This window comes from Paenibacillus sp. (genome assembly GCF_031177825.1).
Taxonomy (GTDB): Bacteria; Bacillota; Bacilli; order Paenibacillales; family YIM-B00363; genus Paenibacillus_AE.
The window spans coordinates 1-19,642 of the sequence record NZ_JAPSKE010000002.1 but is presented as its reverse complement, the minus strand read 5'-3'; the positions used below and the strand labels follow the sequence as shown (position 1 = coordinate 19,642).

The following is a 19,642-nucleotide window of genomic DNA, read 5'->3' as shown; positions in this document are numbered from 1 at the left end:
CGATAAAATATTTATCGGTTCTCTAGACGGGTGCCCGCACGAGTCACGCATTTCTGGGCACTTGCGTATACTGCTAGCACCTTCCACAAACGAGGTGAGCCCATGAACAACCGCAGCACGCTGAGAGACGCGAATGCCGCCGTTCCCGTTCCTCCCGCCGCCGCCGATAAACCGTCGCGAAAAATCCAAGTCGTCCTGCGCAACGGAGACGGATACCCGAACCAGGCCCCTCAACCGGCGCCGACGGTCCATCCGAAGACGCTGCTTCTGCAAAGCCCGTTCGGCGACATTTTCAAAGAGCTTGATCAGATGGTCGGCCTGGAGCACGTGAAAGAGCTCGTGTACGAAATTTATGCGATGCTTCAAATTTCCCAATATCGCGCCGACGCCGGGCTGCAGAGCAAATCGCACGTATATCATATGATTTTCAAGGGGAATCCGGGCACGGGCAAGACGACGGTCGCCCGGCTCGTCGCCAAGCTGTTCCATCGGATGGGCGTGCTGAGCAAAGGGCACTTCATCGAGGTGGAGCGAGCGGATTTGGTCGGCGAATACATCGGCCATACGGCCATCAAGACAAGAGAGTTAGTAAAGAAAGCACTCGGAGGAATATTGTTTATCGACGAAGCGTATAGCTTGGCCCGAGGCGGGGAGAAGGATTTCGGCAAAGAGGCGATCGACGCGCTCGTCAAGGCGATGGAGGATCATCGCGAGGATTTCATCTTGATTCTAGCCGGCTATTCCGAGGAGATGGAGCAGTTCCTGACGCTGAACCCCGGCTTGCCTTCGCGCTTCCCGATTCAGATCGACTTCGGCGACTATTCCGTCGACGAATTGTTGTTGATCGCGGAGTCGATGGCGAAGGAACGCGAATATGTGCTGCTCCCCGGGGCGACGCATCGCCTGAAGCAGATGTTGACCGAAGAGAAGCACGTGTTCTGGCGATCGTTCGCGAATGCGCGGTACGTGCGCAACTTGCTCGATAAGGCGGTCCGCAATCAAGCGGTGCGGCTGCTGCACCAGCATCCGAACGTGCCGTCCAAGCAAGAGCTTATGACGCTCCGTCCGGAAGATCTGGCAACCAAGCGATAAGCGGAAAAGGAACCGAACAGACCGTTAGGCGAACGCTATGCCTAACGGTCTTTTCGATGTCTTCCGTTGTCGGAACCTGCGGACCATCCGTACGGTTCCGGATAGCTTAAACGTCAACGTCGATACGGCGGAGACGGCGTCGTCTATTCGACTTGCGATCCCTGAAGCCGGCGGTAATGCCTCGGCGACATGCCGGTATGCTTGCGGAAGACGCGGTTGAAGAAGCTGACGTCTTGAAATCCGGCGCTGTACGCCACGTAGACGATCTTAATATCGGTCGTTCGCAGCATGTCGCACGCATGGCGAATTTGCAAGGAATGTTTATAGTCGAGGAAGCTCATCCCCGTCGCCTTCTTGAACTTCGCCGTGAACGAAGACACGCTCATGCCGCACGTCGCGCTCAGCTGGGCTAACGTCAACGGTTGACGATAGTGCTCTCGCACGAAATGTACGATCGACCGCATCCATTCGTCTTTGCCGAGGGACGACTCGTCGGCGCTCCCGTTTTCTTCATAGAACCGGTTCAACAAGACGAGACACTCGATCCATCTCGACTTCAGGATGAGTCGATAACCGCTCGATTGCGACTTGAACTCATCGCTCATCTTGGACAGATGCGTCTCGATCGCCGTACGTTGACCGGGCAGCAGAGAGACGTGAGGAATGAAGGACGCGCTCTTCCGCAGGAACGGAGCCAAGTAGAAGGAATTCACGATCGCGGGCATGCGCAGGAGGTCGTCGAATTCCCGCTGAAGGAACTCCTTCTTGAACAACACGTTGTAGACGATCGTATCCTCGGCATCCGAGCCGGTATAGCTGTGGTACGTCTCCGGTTCGAGCACGAACACGTCGCCCGTGGACAGCGAGTAGCGTTGAGTGGCGATGTCGTGCGTCGCGCCGCCTTGGGCCACATAGACGAATTCCAAAAAATCGTGCGTATGCGTCGGTACGACTTCGCCCCGGCGTATCGTATATTTCTGGATGAAGAACGGGAACGAAGCATCCGCGAAAAAGGCGGCCCCTCTTAATACGTTCACGCGCGTTCCCTCCTAGTTCTAGTTTCCTATGCGGGAAGATTCTTCTCCTAAGTATATTCGCTTCTGCTATATTGTAAATATTCTGAATACAGGATTCGAAGGAGATGAGGGCAACGAAGCCGTTCGGTCCATCGCCGCAGCACTCTATTTTTTACAAGATCGTATTGACGTTTCTTTGCCTGCTTCTCCCGTTATGCGGGTTGAACTTATTCATGAACGATTCCGGAGCCGGCATCGTGCGATCCGAAATCGTGCATTCGATGGACGGCAAGGTAGAACTGTACGTGGACTTGATCGAATCCGACTTCGACCGGGTCATCCAGTTGATTCAGACGTACGTCAACGACGACGATTTGCTCATGCTCAGCTCCGCCGCGTCCGTCATGTCGGACGTGGAACGGACGAAAGCGATCTTGTCGCTGAAGCGCAAGATCGATCTCGTCAAGACGTCCAGTCGTTTCGTGGAAAATGCGAGCGCCTTCATTCCGCTGTTGGACCGCACGGTCACCTCGAACGACAACTCGATCGCTTCCTTCGACGAAGCGCAGTTCGAAGCGTTGTCCGCGACGACGAACCGGTACGACGCTCCGTTCCTGCGGTACGGGGAACACTTGTACATCAGCGTTCCGTATCCGGACCCCGCGTTGTCCGGAGGGCGACCGCCGCAGTTTTTGCTGACGGTGGAGGTGTCCGAACGGGCGCTGCGAGAGACGCTGAAGCGATTCGCGAACAACGGGGAGAAAGCGGTGTTATCTTCGAACCTGTTCGATTGGGCCGTCCGGAGCGACGACGGGTTCGGCGCCGTCCCGGCCGCTTCGGCCCCAACGTCCGGCGATTCCGTCCGGCTCGACGGAGAACGTTATCTCGTCGTGTCGCAGTCGTCGGATCGGCTCGAAACGACGCTGACGATATTCGCGCCGGAGCGCCGGATCTTCGGTCCCTTAACGAAATATAGGACATGGCTGCTGCTGATGTCGATCTTCTCCGTCGTCGTCATCTTGTTCTTCGCGCTCAGTCTGCATCGGATTATCGAACGGCCGCTTCGGACGCTGGTGCGTTCCTTAAGCCAGGTGGAGAAAGGCAATTTGCAGGTGGCCGTCGCGTATGAACGCAAGGACGAATTCGGCTTTTTGTTTACCCGGTTCAACGCGATGGTTCGTCAGCTGAACGTGCTCGTCCATGAAGTGTACGAACAGAAATATCTCGTCCGACTCGCCGAGCTTCGCCAGCTCCAGTCTCAGATCAATCCGCACTTCTTGTACAACAGCTTCTTTATTCTTCACCGGATGGCCACGCTGCGCGACAACGACAATATCGCCCGGTTCACGAAGTATTTGGGCGACTACTTCCGTTATATTACGAGGGACGGCGCTTCGAACGTTCCGCTCTCCGAGGAAGTGAACAACGCGCGCACGTATACCGATATTCAGGCGTTCCGGTTCGGGCGCCGCATCGTCGCGTCGTTCGGCGATCCGCCGAACGAATGGGAGGACTTCCGCGTTCCGCGGTTGATTCTGCAGCCCTTGATCGAGAACGCTTACGCGCACGGGCTGGAGAACAAGACGAAGGACGGGAGGCTCGTCGTCGAATTTCGCGCGGCGGAGGAGACGCTGATCGTCGTCGTCGAAGACAACGGCGAACACTTGGCCGAAGAGACGCTGCAGCAGCTGAGACAGCGGCTGGCGGCGCCGGAGTCGGCGGCCGAAAGCACCGGTCTCCTGAACGTGCATCGGCGATTGCAAATCATGTTCGGAAAGGACAACGGGTTGACCTTGTCGCGAGGCGCCGAAGGCGGCCTCCGCGTAGAGCTCCGCATCCCGAGAAGGAGAGAAGGAGAGGTTGCGATTGTATCGTCTGTTGATCGTCGATGACGAACCGTATACGGTCGACGGCTTGTATGAATTTCTGCAGGATGCGGATTTGCCGGAGATCGAGATGTACAAGGCTTATTCTGCGGAAGAAGCGCTGCAGCGGCTCGATCGGGCGAAGTTCGATCTCGTGATCAGCGACATCCGGATGCCGGGCATGAACGGGCTGCAGCTGCAGAAGCAGATTAAGGCCCGGTGGCCGGCATGCAGGGTGATCTTCTTAACGGGCATCAACGACGCCGACTACGTACGCGAAGCGCTGCGCAAGGGCAGCGCCGATTATTTACTGAAGACGGAAGGGGACGAGCCGATCCTCGCCGCGATTCGCAAGGCGATCGGCGAGCTGGAGCGGGAGTTGGTGAACGAGCGGGTGCTGACCATGGCGGAGGCTCGGCTCCGCGAGGCGCTTCCGGCGCTGCGCAACGACTGGTTCCGGCGGCTGCTGCAATATGGCATCGAGGAGAACGGATTATCGCAGACGAAGCTGGAGGAGCTGGAATGTCCGCTCCAGGCGAAGTTGCCCGTCCTGCTCGTCGTCGGACGCGTCGATCGGTGGCTCTCCGCTATGTCGGCGACGGATCGGTCGCTGCTGATGTACGCGATCGAGAACGTCGTTCGGGAGCGCTTCAAGCCGATCGCGTTGCAGTGGATCGCCGTCGACGAAAGCTACTTCACGCTGCTGGCGCAGCCGCGGACGCGAACGGAGGCGGAAGAGGAGGGCCCGGACGGTACGGACGATTCGCCCCGGTGGGAACGTACGGTCAGATTCGCGCAGGGCGCGTTGGACACGGTGCAAACCGCCTGCGCGCGGCTGCTCAAGCTGTCGGTTTCCGCCGTCTGCGCCAGGGAGCCGATCGACTGGGGGGACCTGACGGAGAGAAGCTCGTCGATGCGCAACGCGCTGGTCGTCGGCGTCGGGGACGGCAACAGCATGATGCTGCTGAACGGCGGCGTCGCGGGCGAGCGCGCGGCGCGCGAACGGGACGAGGCGGCGGCCGCTCGGCGGAAGGAACGATTCGGAAACGCGCTGGAAGGCGGAGATTCGATCGCGGCGCGAGAGGCGTTGAAGGACTGGTTCCAAGGCGCGGAGACGTATCCCTTGTATGTAGAAGCGTATTATGCGGCGGCGAACCGGCTGCTGCGCCTCGCGAACCGGTGGGGCGTCTCGGAGCGGCCGGAGGCGGGGTTTCGGCTGGAAGAGCTGATGAACATCCGGGCGCATCCTTCTCGCGAGGAGGCGATCCGCTTCCTGCAGGAGACGGCCGACCGGCTGATCCGCGACAAGCGGGCGACGCAGCAGGATCGCGCCCACTACATCGTCGACAAGGTCAATCGCGTCATTCGGGAGCGCATGCAGGAGGACGTCTCGTTGACGGCGCTCGCCGACGCGGTCTATTTGAATCCGACGTATTTGTCGATGCTGTACAAGCAAGTGACGGGGGCGAACATCTCGGAAATTATTATTCAGCTGCGGCTGGAACGGGCGAAGGAGCTGCTGGCGGATCCCCGCTACAAGATTCATGAGGTGGCCGCCGCGATCGGCTTCGACAACCCCGGTTATTTCGCCCGCTTCTTCCGCAAGCACGCGGGCGTCGGACCGCAGGAATATCGGAATCAGACGAGCTAGTCAGATCACCCGGAACGGAGCTCGGAACGAAGTTCTGAACGAAGTCGCATGAATCCAAAGATTGTATCATTCTCAGGAGAGGATGCAAGCTCCTATACTAATGACAGGAAGGATCACCCAAATAAAGGGAGGATGTCAATGAAGCCGAAGAAGGGGAAAAACGGACTTGCGGTTGCCCTCACTGCGATTCTATTATTTGTAAGCGCTTGCTCCGGCGGTGGCGGCGGCGCGTCGGAACCGGAGGGGACGGAAGGAACCCCGACCGGGACGGGGACCGCGACGGAGAAGCCCGCGGAGACGCCGGCCGAAAACGAGGCGGGACCGATCGATCCGCTCGGCAAATACGATCCCCCGATCGAAATCACGAGCGTTCGGATCGTCAACGATACGTTTAAGTACCCGGAAGGCGACGACATCGGCAATAACGTATGGACGCGCACGCTGCAAGAGAAGCTGGGCATCAACGTGAAGTACGATTGGGTCGTCAGCGGCGACGGACCCGGCGGGCAAGGCGAGCAGAAGATGAACGTCTCGATCGCGTCCGGCGATCTGCCGGATTTCATCCCGGTCAACGCCAAGCAGCTGAAGCAGCTGGTCGAAGCGGATCTGTTGATGGATTTGACGGACGTATACGATAAATACGCCTCGGAATTCACCAAGGAAATTATGCTGCAGGACGGGCCGAACGCGCTGGCGTCCGCGACGTTCGACGGAAAGCTGATGGCCGTTCCGAACACCGGCTCCGCGATGGACGGCGCGATGATGATTTGGATCCGGGACGACTGGCGCAAGAAGCTGAACTTGCCGGTGCCGCAGACGCTCGACGACGTCGTTCGAATCGCCGAAGCGTTCACGACGCAGGATCCGGACGGCAACGGGCAGGCGGACACGATCGGCATGTCGCTGAATAAAGATTTGTACGGCGGCTATGCGGGCATCGACGGATTCTTGAACGCGTTCCATGCGTACCCGCGGCAATGGATGAAAGACGACAGCGGCAAGCTCGTCTTCGGCAGCGTGCAGCCGGAGATGCGGCAAGCGCTTCAGAAGCTGCAAGAGATGTTCAAGAACGGGCTGCTCGACCGAGAGTTCGGCGTGAAGGATCAAGGGAAAGCGGCGGAATTCGCCGCGTCGGGCAAGGTCGGATTACACTTCGGGCAAATGTGGAACCCGCTCTGGCCGCTCGTCGACAGCAAGAAGAACGATCCGGCCGCGGAATGGCAGTCGTATCCGCTCGTCTCCGCGGACGCCGAGCCCGCCCAGCCGCGAGTCGGACTAGCGGTAGGGGGTTATTACGCGGTGCTGAAGGAAGCGAAGCATCCGGAAGCGCTGCTGAAGATCATGAACCTGTTCACGGAAACGGGCTGGGGCGAATCGACGACGCCGGACAATTACGCGGCGCACTTCACGAGCGACGGCTTCGAGAAGCATAAGTACATTCCGTTCCAAACGTGGCCTGCTCGGAAAAACTTGGATATCCATCTTCACATCACGGAAGCGATGAACAGCGGAGACTTCTCGAAGCTGAACCCCGAGGAGCAGAACAACTACCAACAGATCGACGCCTTCCTGAAGGGCGAAGCGGGCAGCGAGATCGGCTGGGCGTATAACCAGGTGTTCGGCAAGGAAGGCTCCTTCAAGGTGATCGACCAATACGTGAACGACGGAAGCTTGCTCCAAAACGAGTTTTTCGGAGCCCCGACGCCGACGATGGTAGACAAGGACGCGACGCTGCAGAAGATGGAGCTCGAAGTGTTCACGAAGATCATTCTGGGCGATCCCATCGACTTGTTCGACAAGTTCGTCGAGGATTGGAAGAAGTTGGGCGGCGACGCCATGACGCAAGAAGTGAACGACTGGTACGCAAGCAAGTAATTCGCAACGGCGAGGGGAGCGATTCTTAAGGATCGCCTTCCCTCGCTTCCCTTTCGGGGAAGGAGGCGCAAGCGCATGCTTCGGAAGATGAAATCCCCCTACTGGCCGCTTCACCTCATGCTGCTGCCGGGGGTGCTTCTCGTTCTTGTCTTCAGCTACGGTCCGTTGCTCGGCATCGTCATCGCGTTCCAACGATTTCTGCCGGCCAAGGGCTTCTTCGATTCGCAGTGGATCGGGCTCGATAATTTCCAATACGTGTTGGACTTGCCCGATTCATCAAGAATTCTATGGAACACGGTCATCATCGCGTTCTTCAAGATCGTCGTCGGGTTTATCGTCCCGGTCGTCGTCTCCTTGCTCTTGAACGAGGTGCGCAAGGAGCTGTTCAAGCGGAGTATTCAAACGATGATTTATTTGCCGCATTTCTTGTCTTGGATTATTCTGGGCGGCATTCTGATCGACATCCTGTCGCCGTCCAGCGGCATCGTGAACCAATTTCTCGTCTGGTTCGGCATCGAGCCGATCTATTTCTTGGGCGACAATGCCTGGTTCCGTCCGGTACTGGTGTTATCCGACGTATGGAAGGAATTCGGGTTCAATACGATCGTCTATCTCGCGGCGCTTACCAGCATCAATCCCTCGCTGTACGAGGCGGCGATCGTGGACGGGGCGGGGCGGTGGAAGCAGACGCTCCATATTACGCTGCCGGGTATGATGCCGATCATCGTCCTCACGTTGACGCTCAGCCTCGGCAACGTGCTGAACGCCGGCTTCGATCAGGTCTTTAACCTGTACAGCCCGCAAGTGTACGAGACGGGGGATATCATCGATACGTTCGTCTATCGGATCGGCCTCGTCGATGCGCAATACGGCGTCGCGACCGCGGTCGGCTTGTTTAAGTCGGTCGTCTCGCTCGTCTTCATATCGGCATCGTATTATTTGGCTTATCGATTGGCGAATTATCGCATTTTCTAAGGAGGAGGGAGAAGATGGTAGAGCAGCTCGGTTTCGGGAGAAGGCTGTTCCTCGGCGTCAACTACGCGGTGTTGGCCGCGCTCGCCTTGTTGTGCCTCCTCCCGCTGATCCATGTGCTGGCGATCTCGTTCAGCTCGAGTCAGGCGGCGACGGCGGGACTCGTGAAGCTGTGGCCGGTCGAATTCACGGTTAGCTCGTACGAATTCGTTCTTGCCAAGCCCGCGTTTACGCAATCGATCGGCGTCTCGCTGCAGCGGGTACTGCTAGGCGTTCTGGTCAATATGCTGTTAACGGTATTGATCGCCTACCCGCTCGCGAAGGAAGCGAAGAAATTTCCGTACCGCACGGCGTACGTCTGGTTTTTCGTCATTACGATGCTGTTCCACGGCGGACTTATCCCGCTGTACATGACGGTGAAGTACACGGGCATCATGAACACGCTGTGGGCGCTCGTGCTGCCGAACGCCGTGCCGGTATTCAACGTCGTGCTGCTGCTCAACTTCTTCCGGGGATTGCCGAAGGAGCTGGAGGAGGCTGCGTTCATGGACGGGGCCGGCCATTGGACGACATTGTGGCGCGTCATGGTGCCGTTATCCGCGCCGGCGCTCGCGACCATCACGCTGTTCGCCACCGTCGGCCACTGGAACGCATGGTTCGACGGGCTCATCTTCATGAATTCGCCGGACAATTACCCGCTGCAGAGCTATCTGCAGACGGTCGTCATTAACCGCGACTTGTCGCTCGTCTCTTCGTCGGACTTGAAGGCGCTGGCGGAGGTGAGCGATCGGACGGCGAAGGCGGCGCAAATTTTCCTTGGCGCGCTGCCGATCCTGCTCGTGTATCCGTTCCTGCAGCGGTTCTTCATGAAGGGGATCGTGCTCGGCAGCGTGAAGGAGTGAGCGGGAAACGAGGTAACGGAGACACGGAGCAACGGAGGATGGGGATTCGGATAGGGAACACCGAAGTTCCTTATTTCGACGCGGAGGCCGCAGCAGAGGGGAATAGGGAACAGCGATGTTCCCTATTTCATTGAAATATTGCCGAATAGGCGAGGTTTCGTGGAAATAGGGAACATTCTTGTGCGCTATTCAACCAATTCAGGGTATCGCAGCAAAAATAGGGAACATCGCGGTTCCCTATTTTTGTCGTTACGAAATTTTCTCGTACACCGTCGGGAAGTGGTCGCCGGCGAGAATTTCGCCGGGCTTCACTTGCACGTAATCGTGCATCGGATGATTCGCGAGCGGCTCGTACCGGGTATGCCCTGGCATGTAATGGACGGCGATGGCGCGCCGCTTCAGCTGCGATCGGTTATGGGGCGAGCCGTGCCACGTCAGGCAGTGGTGATAGCCGACTTGCCCCTTCTTGATCTCGAACGGAACGGCTTCGACGACGGCGCCTTCGGGCAGCAGCTCCGGCTGCTTATGGTACGGCTTGAAGTCCGGCGTCGCCCCGAGGTATTTCTGATGGTTCCCCCACTTATGACTGCCGGGCACCATCCACATGCAGCCGTTCTCGATGACGGCGTCGTCGAGCGCGACCCACGCGCTGACGAGATCGGCGGGCTGAATGATCGGCCAAAGCGGATGGTCCTGATGCCAGCCCGTCGGACCTCCGGATACCGGCGGTTTATACTGCACCTGATCGTGCCAGATCCGCACCGCGTCCGTCCCGCATAGCTGCGCGATTTCCTCGCAGATCGTTCGGTTCGACGCATGCTTGTAGAAAGCGTCGCTGGCCATCCAGATGTTTACGATCTGTACGACGCGCTCGGTCACCGTCATCTTCATGTTATCGTACAAGGAGTTGTTTCCCAGCATATTGTGGCTGAGCACCGGCTTCTTAACGGACTTGCCTTCCATGACGAGATCGAGCTCCGCGCGCAGCGCTTCGACCTCTTCGTCGTTCAGCACGACGTCTCCCTTCAAAAATCCGTTCCGATGAAATTCGGCGATTTGAGCTTCCGTCAACATATCGTGTTCTCCCCTTCGGAAATGTTGTTTACGTTTCCATCATACGGAAGGAAGAAGCCGACGTATTTAGAATTAATCTTAAAGTAGTTGCGATTTTTCAAGATCGCTCGTCGCGAGAAACCGGAGGTGGCGTACATGCACGAAGCGTCGGCGCACGATATGCTGCCCGTCGTGAACTTCGCAAGCAGGGATGCGGCGAACGCGGGGGAATACTGGGGGCCGCGGGTCATCCCGGATTATCAGCTGTTTTACGTCGCGTCGGGCGAAGCGCGGCTGACGGTCGGCGGGGAAGCGCATCGGATCGATCCCGGACAATTCGCGTATTTCGGACGCGACCATCCGCATCGGCTGCAAGCCGTCCGCCCGACCGAATATTTCAGCATACATTTCTTGTGGACCGGTCCGTCTTCCGCGCCGGTGCATCCCGCTTACGGCATCCGCGAGGTGGACGATGCGACGCTGCTCCGATCGGGCGGGCTTCACCGCGTCGAGTGCCCGGGCTTCGGTACGATCGAGCTGCCGCATCGTTTGTCCGCCGTCGGCGTCGAGCCGTTGTTGACGCGAATCGTGAAAGAATATCGACAAGAGCAGCCGGGGTACCCGACCATGCTGCGCGCGCATATGACGGAGCTGCTGATGGAGCTTCTTCGGGGCCGGATGGAGGGGGACGCGACGAGTCGTCGCGGCCGCATCGACGCCGCCTTGCGCGCGATGCGGGAGCAGCCGGCGAAACCGTGGACGGTCGCGGAGCTGGCGAGCTTGTGCGGATATCATCCGAGCTACTTCACGTCGTTGTTTTCCCGGGAGATGGGGCGCAACCCGAAGCACTTTCTCATCCACGAGCGGATCAAACAAGCGAAGCAGGCGCTGCTGCGCGGAGAAGCGATCGATTCGATCGCCGAGCGGCTCGGTTACGGGAGCATTCATTATTTCAGCAACAACTTCAAGAAGGAGACCGGCTTGTCGCCGAGCGAATTCAGACAGCGGCCCGACCGAGGCTCGGACGGTTGACGATGCGAAGCGCATTGGCAGATCGACCAACTTTTCTTACAGATCCTCCAAGAACGGAACCGGATTCCGTTATACACTGTCCATAGCAATTCCAATAACGGAGGGTGAGGATAGGGATGAACGATCGCCGAGCGTTGGAGCAAGATCGAATCGATTACTATCGGGAAAACGGGTTCGTGCAAATCGACGATGTCTTATCCAGCGAAGAAGTCGAGGAGCTGCGCGAGTATTTGTTCGAAACGATGGATACAAGCGGAGGAAGAAGCTTGCAGACGGACGTGGAGAACGGCTTGTATTACCGCGTGCTCAATCAGCGCGTGAATACGTGGCGGGATCACGGGGGAATGGCGCGTTACGTGCTTGGCTCGCGGTTCGCGGATATGGGCAAGCAGCTGACGGGCTTCGAGGGCATTCGGCTGTTCCATGACCACGCGCTGTTCAAGATGCCGAACGATTCGAAGCCGACGCCGTGGCATCAGGATTGGCCGTACTGGCCGATGCGGGAGACCGGCGCGTTCTCGATTTGGATCGCGCTCGACGACGTGGACGAGAACAACGGCTGCATGATGTTCGTTCCGAAGTCGCAAAAGATTAAAAACCTAAAGAGCGTCAGCTTGGTCAATCCCGAGGATATCTTCGCCCAGGACGGCGCCCGGGAGGTCGATCGGAACACGGCGGCGATCGTCCGGATGAAGGCGGGCAGCTGCACGTTCCACGACGGCCTCACGTTCCATTACGCCCACGCCAACCGGACCGATAAGCCGCGACGCGCGCTCGCGATCATCTACATGGCCGACGGCACGACGTACAGCGGGGCGCCGCACGTATGCACGGACGGCTTGGGCCTTGCGCCGGGCGACGTCATCAAGGGCGGACTGTTCCCGAAGCTGGCCTAGACGGATCCGGATCGGTTCGGGCAACTTGCCCGTATCCGACGGGCGTATGTCCGGATCGACCATGACAGGGCGATCCGGACACGATATGATCGAGGTAGCAAGCGCTTCCACTAGCGCGTCCGGAAAGGATGACGATCATGATCAACATCGCCGTCGTCGGCGTCAACAACATCGGCAAGCTGCATTGCCAGGCCTATGCGAAGCATCCGAAAGCGCGTTTGGTCGCGGTTTGCGACCTGCTCGAAGAGCGGGCGGCGGCAGCCGGCCGCGAATTCGGCGTTCCCGCGTATACGAGCTTGGAGCGACTGCTCGCGCTAGAGACGGTCGACGCGGTGGCCGTCGCGACGGCGGGAGAGGAGAAGGGCGGCCATCATTACGATCCAGCGATGCTCGCCATGCGCGCGGGCAAGGACGTCTTGGTGGAGAAGCCGATTTCGAACCGAATCGACTTGGCCCGCGAGATGGTCGCGTACGCGCGCGAGAAGGGCGTGCGTCTCGCCTGCAACTTGAACCATCGCTTCGCGCCCGCCGCCTTCCGGGCCAAGGAGCTCCTCGAGGAAGGCAAGCTCGGAACGATCCTGTTCGTGAATATGCGCCTGACGATCCGCAACCCGTCCGACGAGACGCCGTGGCTCCATCTTCGGGCGCTGCATCCGCATTCGATCGACGTGATGCGCTATTTCGCCGGGGACGTCCGCCGCGTGCAATCGTTCTTGACGAAGGCGCCCGGCCGGACGTCCTGGTCCACCGCCTCGATCAACATGGAGTTCGAATCCGGCGCGGTCGGCCACCTGACGGGCAGTTACGATATGTCCATGCGTCACCCGATCGAATGTCTGGAAATCGGAGGGACGTCAGGCCGTCTGCTGCTCGACAACGTCTATGAGACGATGACGTATTTCCCGCACGACGCGGACGACCGTCTCGTCCTGCAAAATCCGATCTTCGGCGGCATGCAAGGATTCAACGATACGTTCCGGCTTCGGATCGACCGCTTCCTCGAGGATATCGCCCGGGGCGCGTCGCCGGACGACGTCGCCGCCTCGGGCGCGGACGCGCTCGCCGCGCAGGAGACGATCGAGGCGGCGATCCGCTCCTTCCAAGCCGGCGGGGCGCCGGCCGTCGTCGAACGCAGCGGGGGGGACGGACGATGCGAAAGCTGAACAGCAGCGCGTACATGAAGGAGGATTTCCCGTTCTGGATCGGGCGCACGACGCAAGGCACGATCGACGAGCACGGGCACGACTTCGTCGAGCTCGTCTACGTCGTGCGCGGGAGAGGGCGGCATCGCTTCGACGGCGCGTCGTACGACATTCATGCGGGAGACGTGTTCATCATCAATCCGGGAGAGACGCATGCGTACTCCGTCCAACCCGGCGATTCGATGGAGATCGTCAACTGCCTGTTCATGCCGTCGTTCATTCCGGACTCGCTGCTTCGGGAGTTGAACGTCACGGACGCGATGGATTATTTCTACGTGCATCCGTTCCTCCAGCGGGACCAACGGTTCAATCACCGATTGAACCTGCACGGCGAAGACGCGGACAACGTGCTCGGCCTGCTCGAGAGCATGCTTCGCGAACAGGGGGGAGCGGGCACAGGCTTCGCGACGATACTGAGGTTGAAGCTGCTCGAGCTGCTCATTCTGTTGTCGCGATATTACAAGACGATCGCGCGCGGCGCTTCCTCGCCGTCGCCGAGACAGCAGGATCGAACGATGACGGCCAGGCGACTATACGGTTATATGGAGAGAAATTACGACAAGAAGCTGACGCTGCAGTCGTTGTCGGAACTGTTCAATATCAGCTCCCGGCACTTGAACCGGCTCATCCGCCGCCAATACGGCAAGAGCGTCGTGGACGTCTTGCACGACATTCGCATCGGACGCGCCAAGCGGCTGCTTCTCGATACCGACGAGAAGGTCATCTCGATCGCGGCGCTCGTCGGCTACGAGGATTCCTCGTTCTTCACGCGCCTGTTTCAGCGCCACGTCGGCTGCTCTCCGAGCCGATATCGGACGCTTCACGACGGCGGGGAGCTGGAAGGCGGACGCACGTCGTGAGCCGCAAGCGCCCGAACGTGCTGCTTATCACCGCCGACCAACTTCGCTACGACGCTGTCGAACCGAACGCCCCCGGCGCGCCGAGCACGCCGCATCTGGCGAGGCTCGCGGCCGAAGGAGTCCGCTTCGAGCACGCGTATTCGCATATTCCGGTGTGCGGGCCGGCGCGGCAGTCGCTGCTGTGCGGTCGACGGCCGGAGACGTTCGGCGGCCTCTGGAACGCCGGCGGCGCGCTGCCGGTCGCCTCGCTGCCGCCGGACGCATGGACGTGGTCTCGGGCGCTTGCGGAAGCCGGCTACCGAACCGCATTCCTCGGCAAGTGGGGCGTCCATCCGACGCTCGATCCGACGAGCTACGGCTATGATTCCTACGTCGGAGAATCCGACTATCGCGCATTCCGGCAAGCGACATACCCGGAGGTCGTCTTCGGGAACGGCTACTTCGGCGAGGCGAATCCGATTCCGGTCGAGGCGTCCTCGACGCATTGGTTCGCGGAGCGGGCGGTTGCGGAGATGCGCCGTCTCCACGCTTCGGGCGGTCCGTGGCATATGGCGATCCATTTCGCCGAGCCTCACTTGCCGTGCCGCCCGTCCGGCCGGTTCGCCGACATGTACGCGCCGGAAGCGATCGAGCCTTGGCCCGGCTTCGAAGAGACGTTCGCCGGCAAACCCTACATTCAGCGGCAACAGCTGTATAATTGGGGCGTCGAGCGGTATACGTGGGCGGATTGGGCGCCGATCGTCGCTCGGTACTTCGGGGTCATCAGCCAACTGGACGACGCGATCGGCCGCGTGCTCGGCGCGCTGGACGATCTCGGCGCGGCCGACGACACGCTCGTCGTCTTTACGTCCGACCATGGCGACATGTGCGGCTCCCATCGGATGATGGATAAACATTACGTCTTGTACGACGACGTCGTCCGCGTGCCGATGGCGATGCGTTGGCCCCGCGCGCTGCCGCGGGCGACGGTATGCGATCGGTTCGCGTACAACTTCCTGGATTTGGCTCCGACGTTCCTCGAGCTTCTCGAACTCGAGGCGGACGCGAGCGTTCGAGCCGGCTTGCACGGCCGATCGCTTGCGCCGATGCTCTTGCGGCGGCCGGAGCCTTCCTGGAGGGAAGACATCGTCGCCACATACAACGGGCAGCAGTTCGGCTTATACACGCAGCGAATGATCCGCACCGAGCGATGGAAGTACGTCTGGAATATGACCGACGTCGACGAGCTGTACGACGTTCAGGCGGATCCCGGGGAGCTTGAGAACCGAATCGGCGAGACCGCGCTCGCGGACACGGTGCGCGACCTGCGGGTTCGGTTGTACGAGACGCTCCGCCGGGACGGCGACGGCTTCGACAACGAGTGGATGCGGCGCCAGCTGCTCGAAGGCCGGAAGCTCTAACAAATTTTCTCTTGCTGCCAGCGAATGCTCTGATCGAACGGGACGTACTCGAACGTCCGGTCCTTCCAATAATACATAAGCTCTCGACGCGTCCATCCCTCGTAAAGCTCCTCCCAGTCGTACGGACCATGCGGCCGGAGGGAGGCGGATTCGATCGGATCGCTCGCGCGTTGGTAGCGGAAGTCGCACGACAGCCGGACCGCGCCCGGACGCAGGTTGGGCAGCGCCTTGTGCACGGTATGGCTGTGGAACGCCAGCACGTCGCCCGCCTCGAAGTCGACCGTCTCCCACTCGTAGTCGAGGCCGCATAAAATCGACTCGAGTCCGCCGGCGCCCGCAGCATGCGTGACGCCGAGCAGCCCTTCGCGATGGCTGCCCTTCAGCGCGGCGAGTCCGCCGAGCTCCCGCGGCACGTCGCCGAGCGGAATCCAGCACGTCCACGTATCCGAACTTCCCTGCACATGCAGGAAGTCCTGATGGGACGGCGTCGTCCGAACGTCCGGATGCGGCAGCATGACGCGGGCGATGTTCCGCGGATGCACGAACGGTTCGCCGTCGAACACGGCCGTCAACATGCGCCGGATCTCCGGCGCGTGCGCCAACGCGTGGAACGACTCCAGCTTCTGGATGTCCCGATACACGCCGAGCGGCGCGCCTACGCCGTTCCAGGCGACCTCCTCGGCGGTGTAGCGGCGGATGCGCGCTTCGTCGCCGATCGCTTCGCCCTCGCGGCCGGTCTCGAGCAGCTCGTAAGACCGAAGCACGCCGAGGACGTCGCCGCGCACGGCCATCACCGACTCCCTCGGAAGCAGCCCCCGAAAGAAAATCATCCCGTCCCGTTCCGCGCGTTCCCGGACGAGCTCCGGCGTTTCGAGCAGGGGCGTCGCGTCTTGAAACGTGCCGGCGACGGGACGTTTATCGTTGTCCGTCAACATGAAATCAGCTCCTCTAATCGATTGCGGTTATACCGTCAGCGTATCAAACCTTGCCGTCGGTTGTATTTGTCCGATACCCATGGCCTATTGCACTTTACCGGATTCGGATGACACTCGGACGAGAGGAGGACCTCCCTATGCCGCTGTTTACGCCTTCCGGCGCGGAGCTTGCGCCCGTCGTCGGCTACGCCAATCGGCTCGTATGCGCGCCTTCGGAACGATTCGGGCCCCGCGCGATTTCGGACTTTCAATTCGTGTTCGTCGCGAGCGGCGCCGGACGATTCTTCATCGGAGGACGCAGCTACCGCGCCGCGGCCGGCTGCTTGTTTTTTTACGGGCCGGACGTGCCGCACGTCATCGAGGCGGACGATGCCGACCCGTTCGTGTTGTACGGCGTCCACTTCGCTCCGGAAGGACCGCTGCCGGAGCGCCCGCCGGAGTCGCCGCTCCGCATCCGGCCGGCGAAGGAAGACGAACCGGCTCCCGCCGAGCCGGGGCTGCCGTTCCCGCCGTGCGCGAGGACCGGGATGTGGCCGCTGCCGTATTTCGAAACGTTCGCCCGCGAATTCGTCGAGAAGCGGCCGTTCGCGTCCGAAGCGCTCCGCGGGGCGATGCTGCAATTCGCGGCGAAGCTGCTGCGCTGGTGCGAGAGCGGGAGCTTGCCCGCGCCGACGCCGCTGGAGGCGCGCATCGCGGCGGTGCGGGCGATGCTGGAGGAGCGAGCCGGCTCGCCGTACGACGCCGGCTGGCTGACGGAGGCATCGCCGTATACGCATGATTACGTCTCCCGGAAGTTTCGCGAACGGTTCGGCCTCTCGCCCCAGCGGTATCACGACGAACGGAGGGTAGAGCGGGCGAAGCGATTGCTGGCGACGAGCGCGGACACCGTCACGGGCGTGGCGCAGCGTCTCGGCTTCGAAAGCGTGCACTACTTCTGCAGATGGTTCAAGAGCCGAACCGGGGATCAGCCGTCCGTCTACCGGCAGCGGAACCGAACGATTTGACGCGTAAGGTCCGTCGGATCGTGCACCTTTTCCATCGAATCGTGTACATCGTACGACAGCGAAGCCAGTTACAATGGGATTCGTAAGCGCTTACTCATGAAAGGAAGGGGGAGCTTATGCCCGCCAAGACGAACGAGAACGGAAACCTTCGAGGGACGGAGAGAGGCGCGTCGGCGGTTCGGGAGGCGTCGCTCCTGCGGCGGATGGCGGAGCACAAGACGTTGTATTTGTTGTTTATTCCCGTCTTGCTTTACTACGCGCTCGTGCGCTACTGGCCGATCGGGATGGCTTGGGTCGTGGCGTTCAAAGACTTGCAGCTGGGCGCGGGCGTATGGCAGAGCGAATGGGTCGGACTGGATAATTTCCGCGTCATGTTCACCGACCCGCAGCTCGTGAAGGTGCTAAGAAATACGGTGGAAATCAGTCTGCTGCGGCTCGCCGTCGGGTTCGTGCCGCCGATTATCCTGGCCATCATGTTTCACGACCTCGCGAGCAACCGGTTCAAGAAGTGGACGCAGACGATCGTGTACATTCCCCATTTTTTCTCGTGGGTCATCGTCTTCGGCATCGTTTTCGCGTTGTTTTCGACCGGGTCGGGGTTCGTAAACAACATGCTCGAGTGGCTGGGCTTGCCGCGGAAGGAGTTTTTCCTCGATCAAGACTGGTTCCGGCCGCTGCTCGTCGGTTCGGCGGTCTGGAAGGAAATCGGCTGGGGCACGATCATTTATTTGGCCGCGCTCGCCTCCGTCGATACGCAGCTGTACGAAGCGGCCGCGATGGACGGAGCGGGACCGCTGCGGCGCGTATACCATATCACGCTGCCGTCGCTCGTGCCGGTTATCATTTTCCTCATTTGTTTGAATCTCGGGACGATCCTCTATGCCGGAGGGGAGCAAATTCTCTTGTTCTACAATCAGGCGGTGCTCGATACCGCGGATGTCGTCGATACGTGGATCTACCGAGAATCGCTCGGCCGGCTGCAGTTCAGCATCGGGACGGCGATGGGCCTGTTCCAGTCGTTCGTCGGCATGCTGCTCGTGCTGGCGACGAACGCCGTGTCAAAGAAATATACGGGCCGGGGCATCTGGTAGAAGGGAGCCGTTCCGATGTACGCATACGCATCGCGTTCCGAGAGAGCGTATCAAATTTTCATTCATACCGTTGTGGCGCTCGTCGCGCTTTCGGCCTTGTTTCCGCTCGTCTACGTCGTCGGCATGTCGCTGACGTCGCAAAGCGAGATGATCGCGCGCGATTATTTCGTCATCATCCCCCAGGAGCCGACGTTCGAAGCGTATAAGCGGATTTTCGCGTCGCCGCTCGTCTGGCAGTCGATCGGAATGTCCGTGCTGCGAAGCACGCTGGGGCCGCTGCTGACGCTTGCGCTCACGACCGTAGGCGCGTTCGTGTTGTCCCGGAAGACGCTGCCGGGGCGCGGGCCGCTCCTGTTCCTGGTGCTGTTCACCATCTTGTTCCACGGCGGTCTGATCCCGTCGTACCTCGTCATGAAGCAGCTGCACTTGATCGACTCCTTCTGGGCGCTGATCGTGCCGATGCTCGTGGACAGCTTCGGGCTGCTCGTCATTAAGATTTTCATCGAAAATTTGCCCGACGGCCTCATGGAGTCGGCGCGTATCGACGGCGCCGGAGAGATCGCGCTGCTGACGCGCATCGTCGTGCCGATGGCGGCGCCGGCGCTCGCGGCGATCGGTATGTTCAGCATCGTCAATCATTGGAACAGCTGGTTCGACGCTTTGATTTACTTGAACGACAAGCAGCTGTACCCGCTGCAGATGGTGCTCCGGAATATGCTGACGGTGGACAGCATGGCGAACGATCAGATGAATTTCATCTTGAAGGACACCCAGCGCGTCAGCTCGGAGACGATCA

The 19,642-nt window shown here is 60.2% G+C and carries 17 protein-coding genes; 14 read left to right on the top strand and 3 right to left on the bottom strand.

Features of this window, described 5'->3' with window-relative positions; genetic code table 11:
- Positions 1–102: 102 nt before the first annotated feature.
- Positions 103–1,092 carry an AAA family ATPase gene (locus RIN49_RS02145; RefSeq protein ID WP_309118527.1) on the top strand — a complete coding sequence of 330 codons (990 nt, stop codon included), beginning with the start codon at positions 103–105 and terminating at the stop codon, positions 1,090–1,092.
- Positions 1,093–1,235: 143 nt separating this feature from the next.
- On the opposite strand, the gene RIN49_RS02140 is transcribed toward RIN49_RS02145, so the two are convergent.
- A complete protein-coding gene (locus RIN49_RS02140; RefSeq protein ID WP_309118526.1) occupies positions 1,236–2,129 on the bottom strand; it encodes a helix-turn-helix domain-containing protein in 894 nt (297 codons plus the stop codon).
- A gap of 104 nt (positions 2,130–2,233) precedes the next feature.
- Here RIN49_RS02140 and RIN49_RS02135 point away from each other — a divergent pair, with 104 nt between their 5' ends.
- The 5 genes from RIN49_RS02135 to RIN49_RS02115 all read left to right on the top strand — a co-directional run bounded on the left by RIN49_RS02135 (position 2,234) and on the right by RIN49_RS02115 (position 9,373).
- Entirely contained in the window at positions 2,234–4,000 is a 1,767-nt protein-coding gene (locus RIN49_RS02135; protein ID WP_309118525.1) for a sensor histidine kinase, read from the top strand.
- Positions 3,975–5,624 carry a response regulator transcription factor gene (locus RIN49_RS02130; protein ID WP_309118524.1) on the top strand — a complete coding sequence of 550 codons (1,650 nt, stop codon included), beginning with the start codon at positions 3,975–3,977 and terminating at the stop codon, positions 5,622–5,624. Before RIN49_RS02135 ends, RIN49_RS02130 begins: the two co-directional genes overlap by 26 nt.
- Positions 5,625–5,762: 138 nt before the next feature.
- Positions 5,763–7,499, top strand: coding sequence for an extracellular solute-binding protein (locus tag RIN49_RS02125; RefSeq protein WP_309118523.1), 1,737 nt, complete (start codon positions 5,763–5,765; stop codon positions 7,497–7,499).
- 75 nt (positions 7,500–7,574) lie between these two features.
- Positions 7,575–8,474, top strand: coding sequence for an ABC transporter permease (locus tag RIN49_RS02120; protein WP_309118522.1), 900 nt, complete (start codon positions 7,575–7,577; stop codon positions 8,472–8,474).
- Between the two features lie 14 nt (positions 8,475–8,488).
- Entirely contained in the window at positions 8,489–9,373 is an 885-nt protein-coding gene (locus tag RIN49_RS02115; protein ID WP_309118521.1) for a carbohydrate ABC transporter permease, read from the top strand.
- A gap of 249 nt (positions 9,374–9,622) precedes the next feature.
- On the opposite strand, the gene RIN49_RS02110 is transcribed toward RIN49_RS02115, so the two are convergent.
- Positions 9,623–10,447 carry a phytanoyl-CoA dioxygenase family protein gene (locus RIN49_RS02110; protein ID WP_309118520.1) on the bottom strand — a complete coding sequence of 275 codons (825 nt, stop codon included), beginning with the start codon at positions 10,445–10,447 and terminating at the stop codon, positions 9,623–9,625.
- 135 nt (positions 10,448–10,582) lie between these two features.
- On the opposite strand from RIN49_RS02110, the gene RIN49_RS02105 reads away from it, so the two are divergent.
- The 5 genes from RIN49_RS02105 (at position 10,583) to RIN49_RS02085 (ending at position 15,816) form a co-directional block, all read left to right on the top strand.
- Entirely contained in the window at positions 10,583–11,458 is an 876-nt protein-coding gene (locus RIN49_RS02105) for a helix-turn-helix transcriptional regulator (protein WP_309118519.1), read from the top strand.
- Between the two features lie 116 nt (positions 11,459–11,574).
- Complete coding sequence (locus RIN49_RS02100) at positions 11,575–12,354, top strand: phytanoyl-CoA dioxygenase family protein (RefSeq protein WP_309118518.1); 780 nt, start codon at positions 11,575–11,577, stop codon at positions 12,352–12,354.
- Between the two features lie 137 nt (positions 12,355–12,491).
- Entirely contained in the window at positions 12,492–13,517 is a 1,026-nt protein-coding gene (locus RIN49_RS02095; RefSeq protein WP_309118517.1) for a Gfo/Idh/MocA family protein, read from the top strand.
- Positions 13,505–14,416, top strand: coding sequence for a helix-turn-helix domain-containing protein (locus RIN49_RS02090; protein WP_309118516.1), 912 nt, complete (start codon positions 13,505–13,507; stop codon positions 14,414–14,416). The genes RIN49_RS02095 and RIN49_RS02090 overlap by 13 nt, the downstream gene beginning before the upstream one ends.
- Positions 14,413–15,816, top strand: a complete 1,404-nt coding sequence (locus tag RIN49_RS02085; protein ID WP_309118515.1) for a sulfatase family protein — start codon at positions 14,413–14,415, stop codon at positions 15,814–15,816. The genes RIN49_RS02090 and RIN49_RS02085 overlap by 4 nt, the downstream gene beginning before the upstream one ends.
- Here the strand turns inward: RIN49_RS02085 and RIN49_RS02080 are convergent.
- Entirely contained in the window at positions 15,813–16,751 is a 939-nt protein-coding gene (locus tag RIN49_RS02080; RefSeq protein ID WP_309118514.1) for a phytanoyl-CoA dioxygenase family protein, read from the bottom strand. The two genes, RIN49_RS02085 and RIN49_RS02080, sit on opposite strands and share 4 nt — an antisense overlap.
- Before the next feature lie 137 nt (positions 16,752–16,888).
- Here RIN49_RS02080 and RIN49_RS02075 point away from each other — a divergent pair, with 137 nt between their 5' ends.
- From RIN49_RS02075 to RIN49_RS02065, 3 genes are all read left to right on the top strand, one after another.
- Positions 16,889–17,755 (top strand): helix-turn-helix domain-containing protein, encoded by an 867-nt coding sequence (locus RIN49_RS02075; RefSeq protein WP_309118513.1) that lies wholly within the window; start codon positions 16,889–16,891, stop codon positions 17,753–17,755.
- A gap of 116 nt (positions 17,756–17,871) precedes the next feature.
- The gene (locus RIN49_RS02070; protein WP_309118512.1) at positions 17,872–18,846 is read left to right on the top strand and encodes an ABC transporter permease; all 975 of its coding nucleotides are present in this window, start codon (positions 17,872–17,874) and stop codon (positions 18,844–18,846) included.
- Positions 18,847–18,861: 15 nt separating this feature from the next.
- Positions 18,862–19,642: carbohydrate ABC transporter permease (locus RIN49_RS02065; RefSeq protein WP_309118511.1), on the top strand; the 781-nt coding region annotated here is incomplete at its 3' end.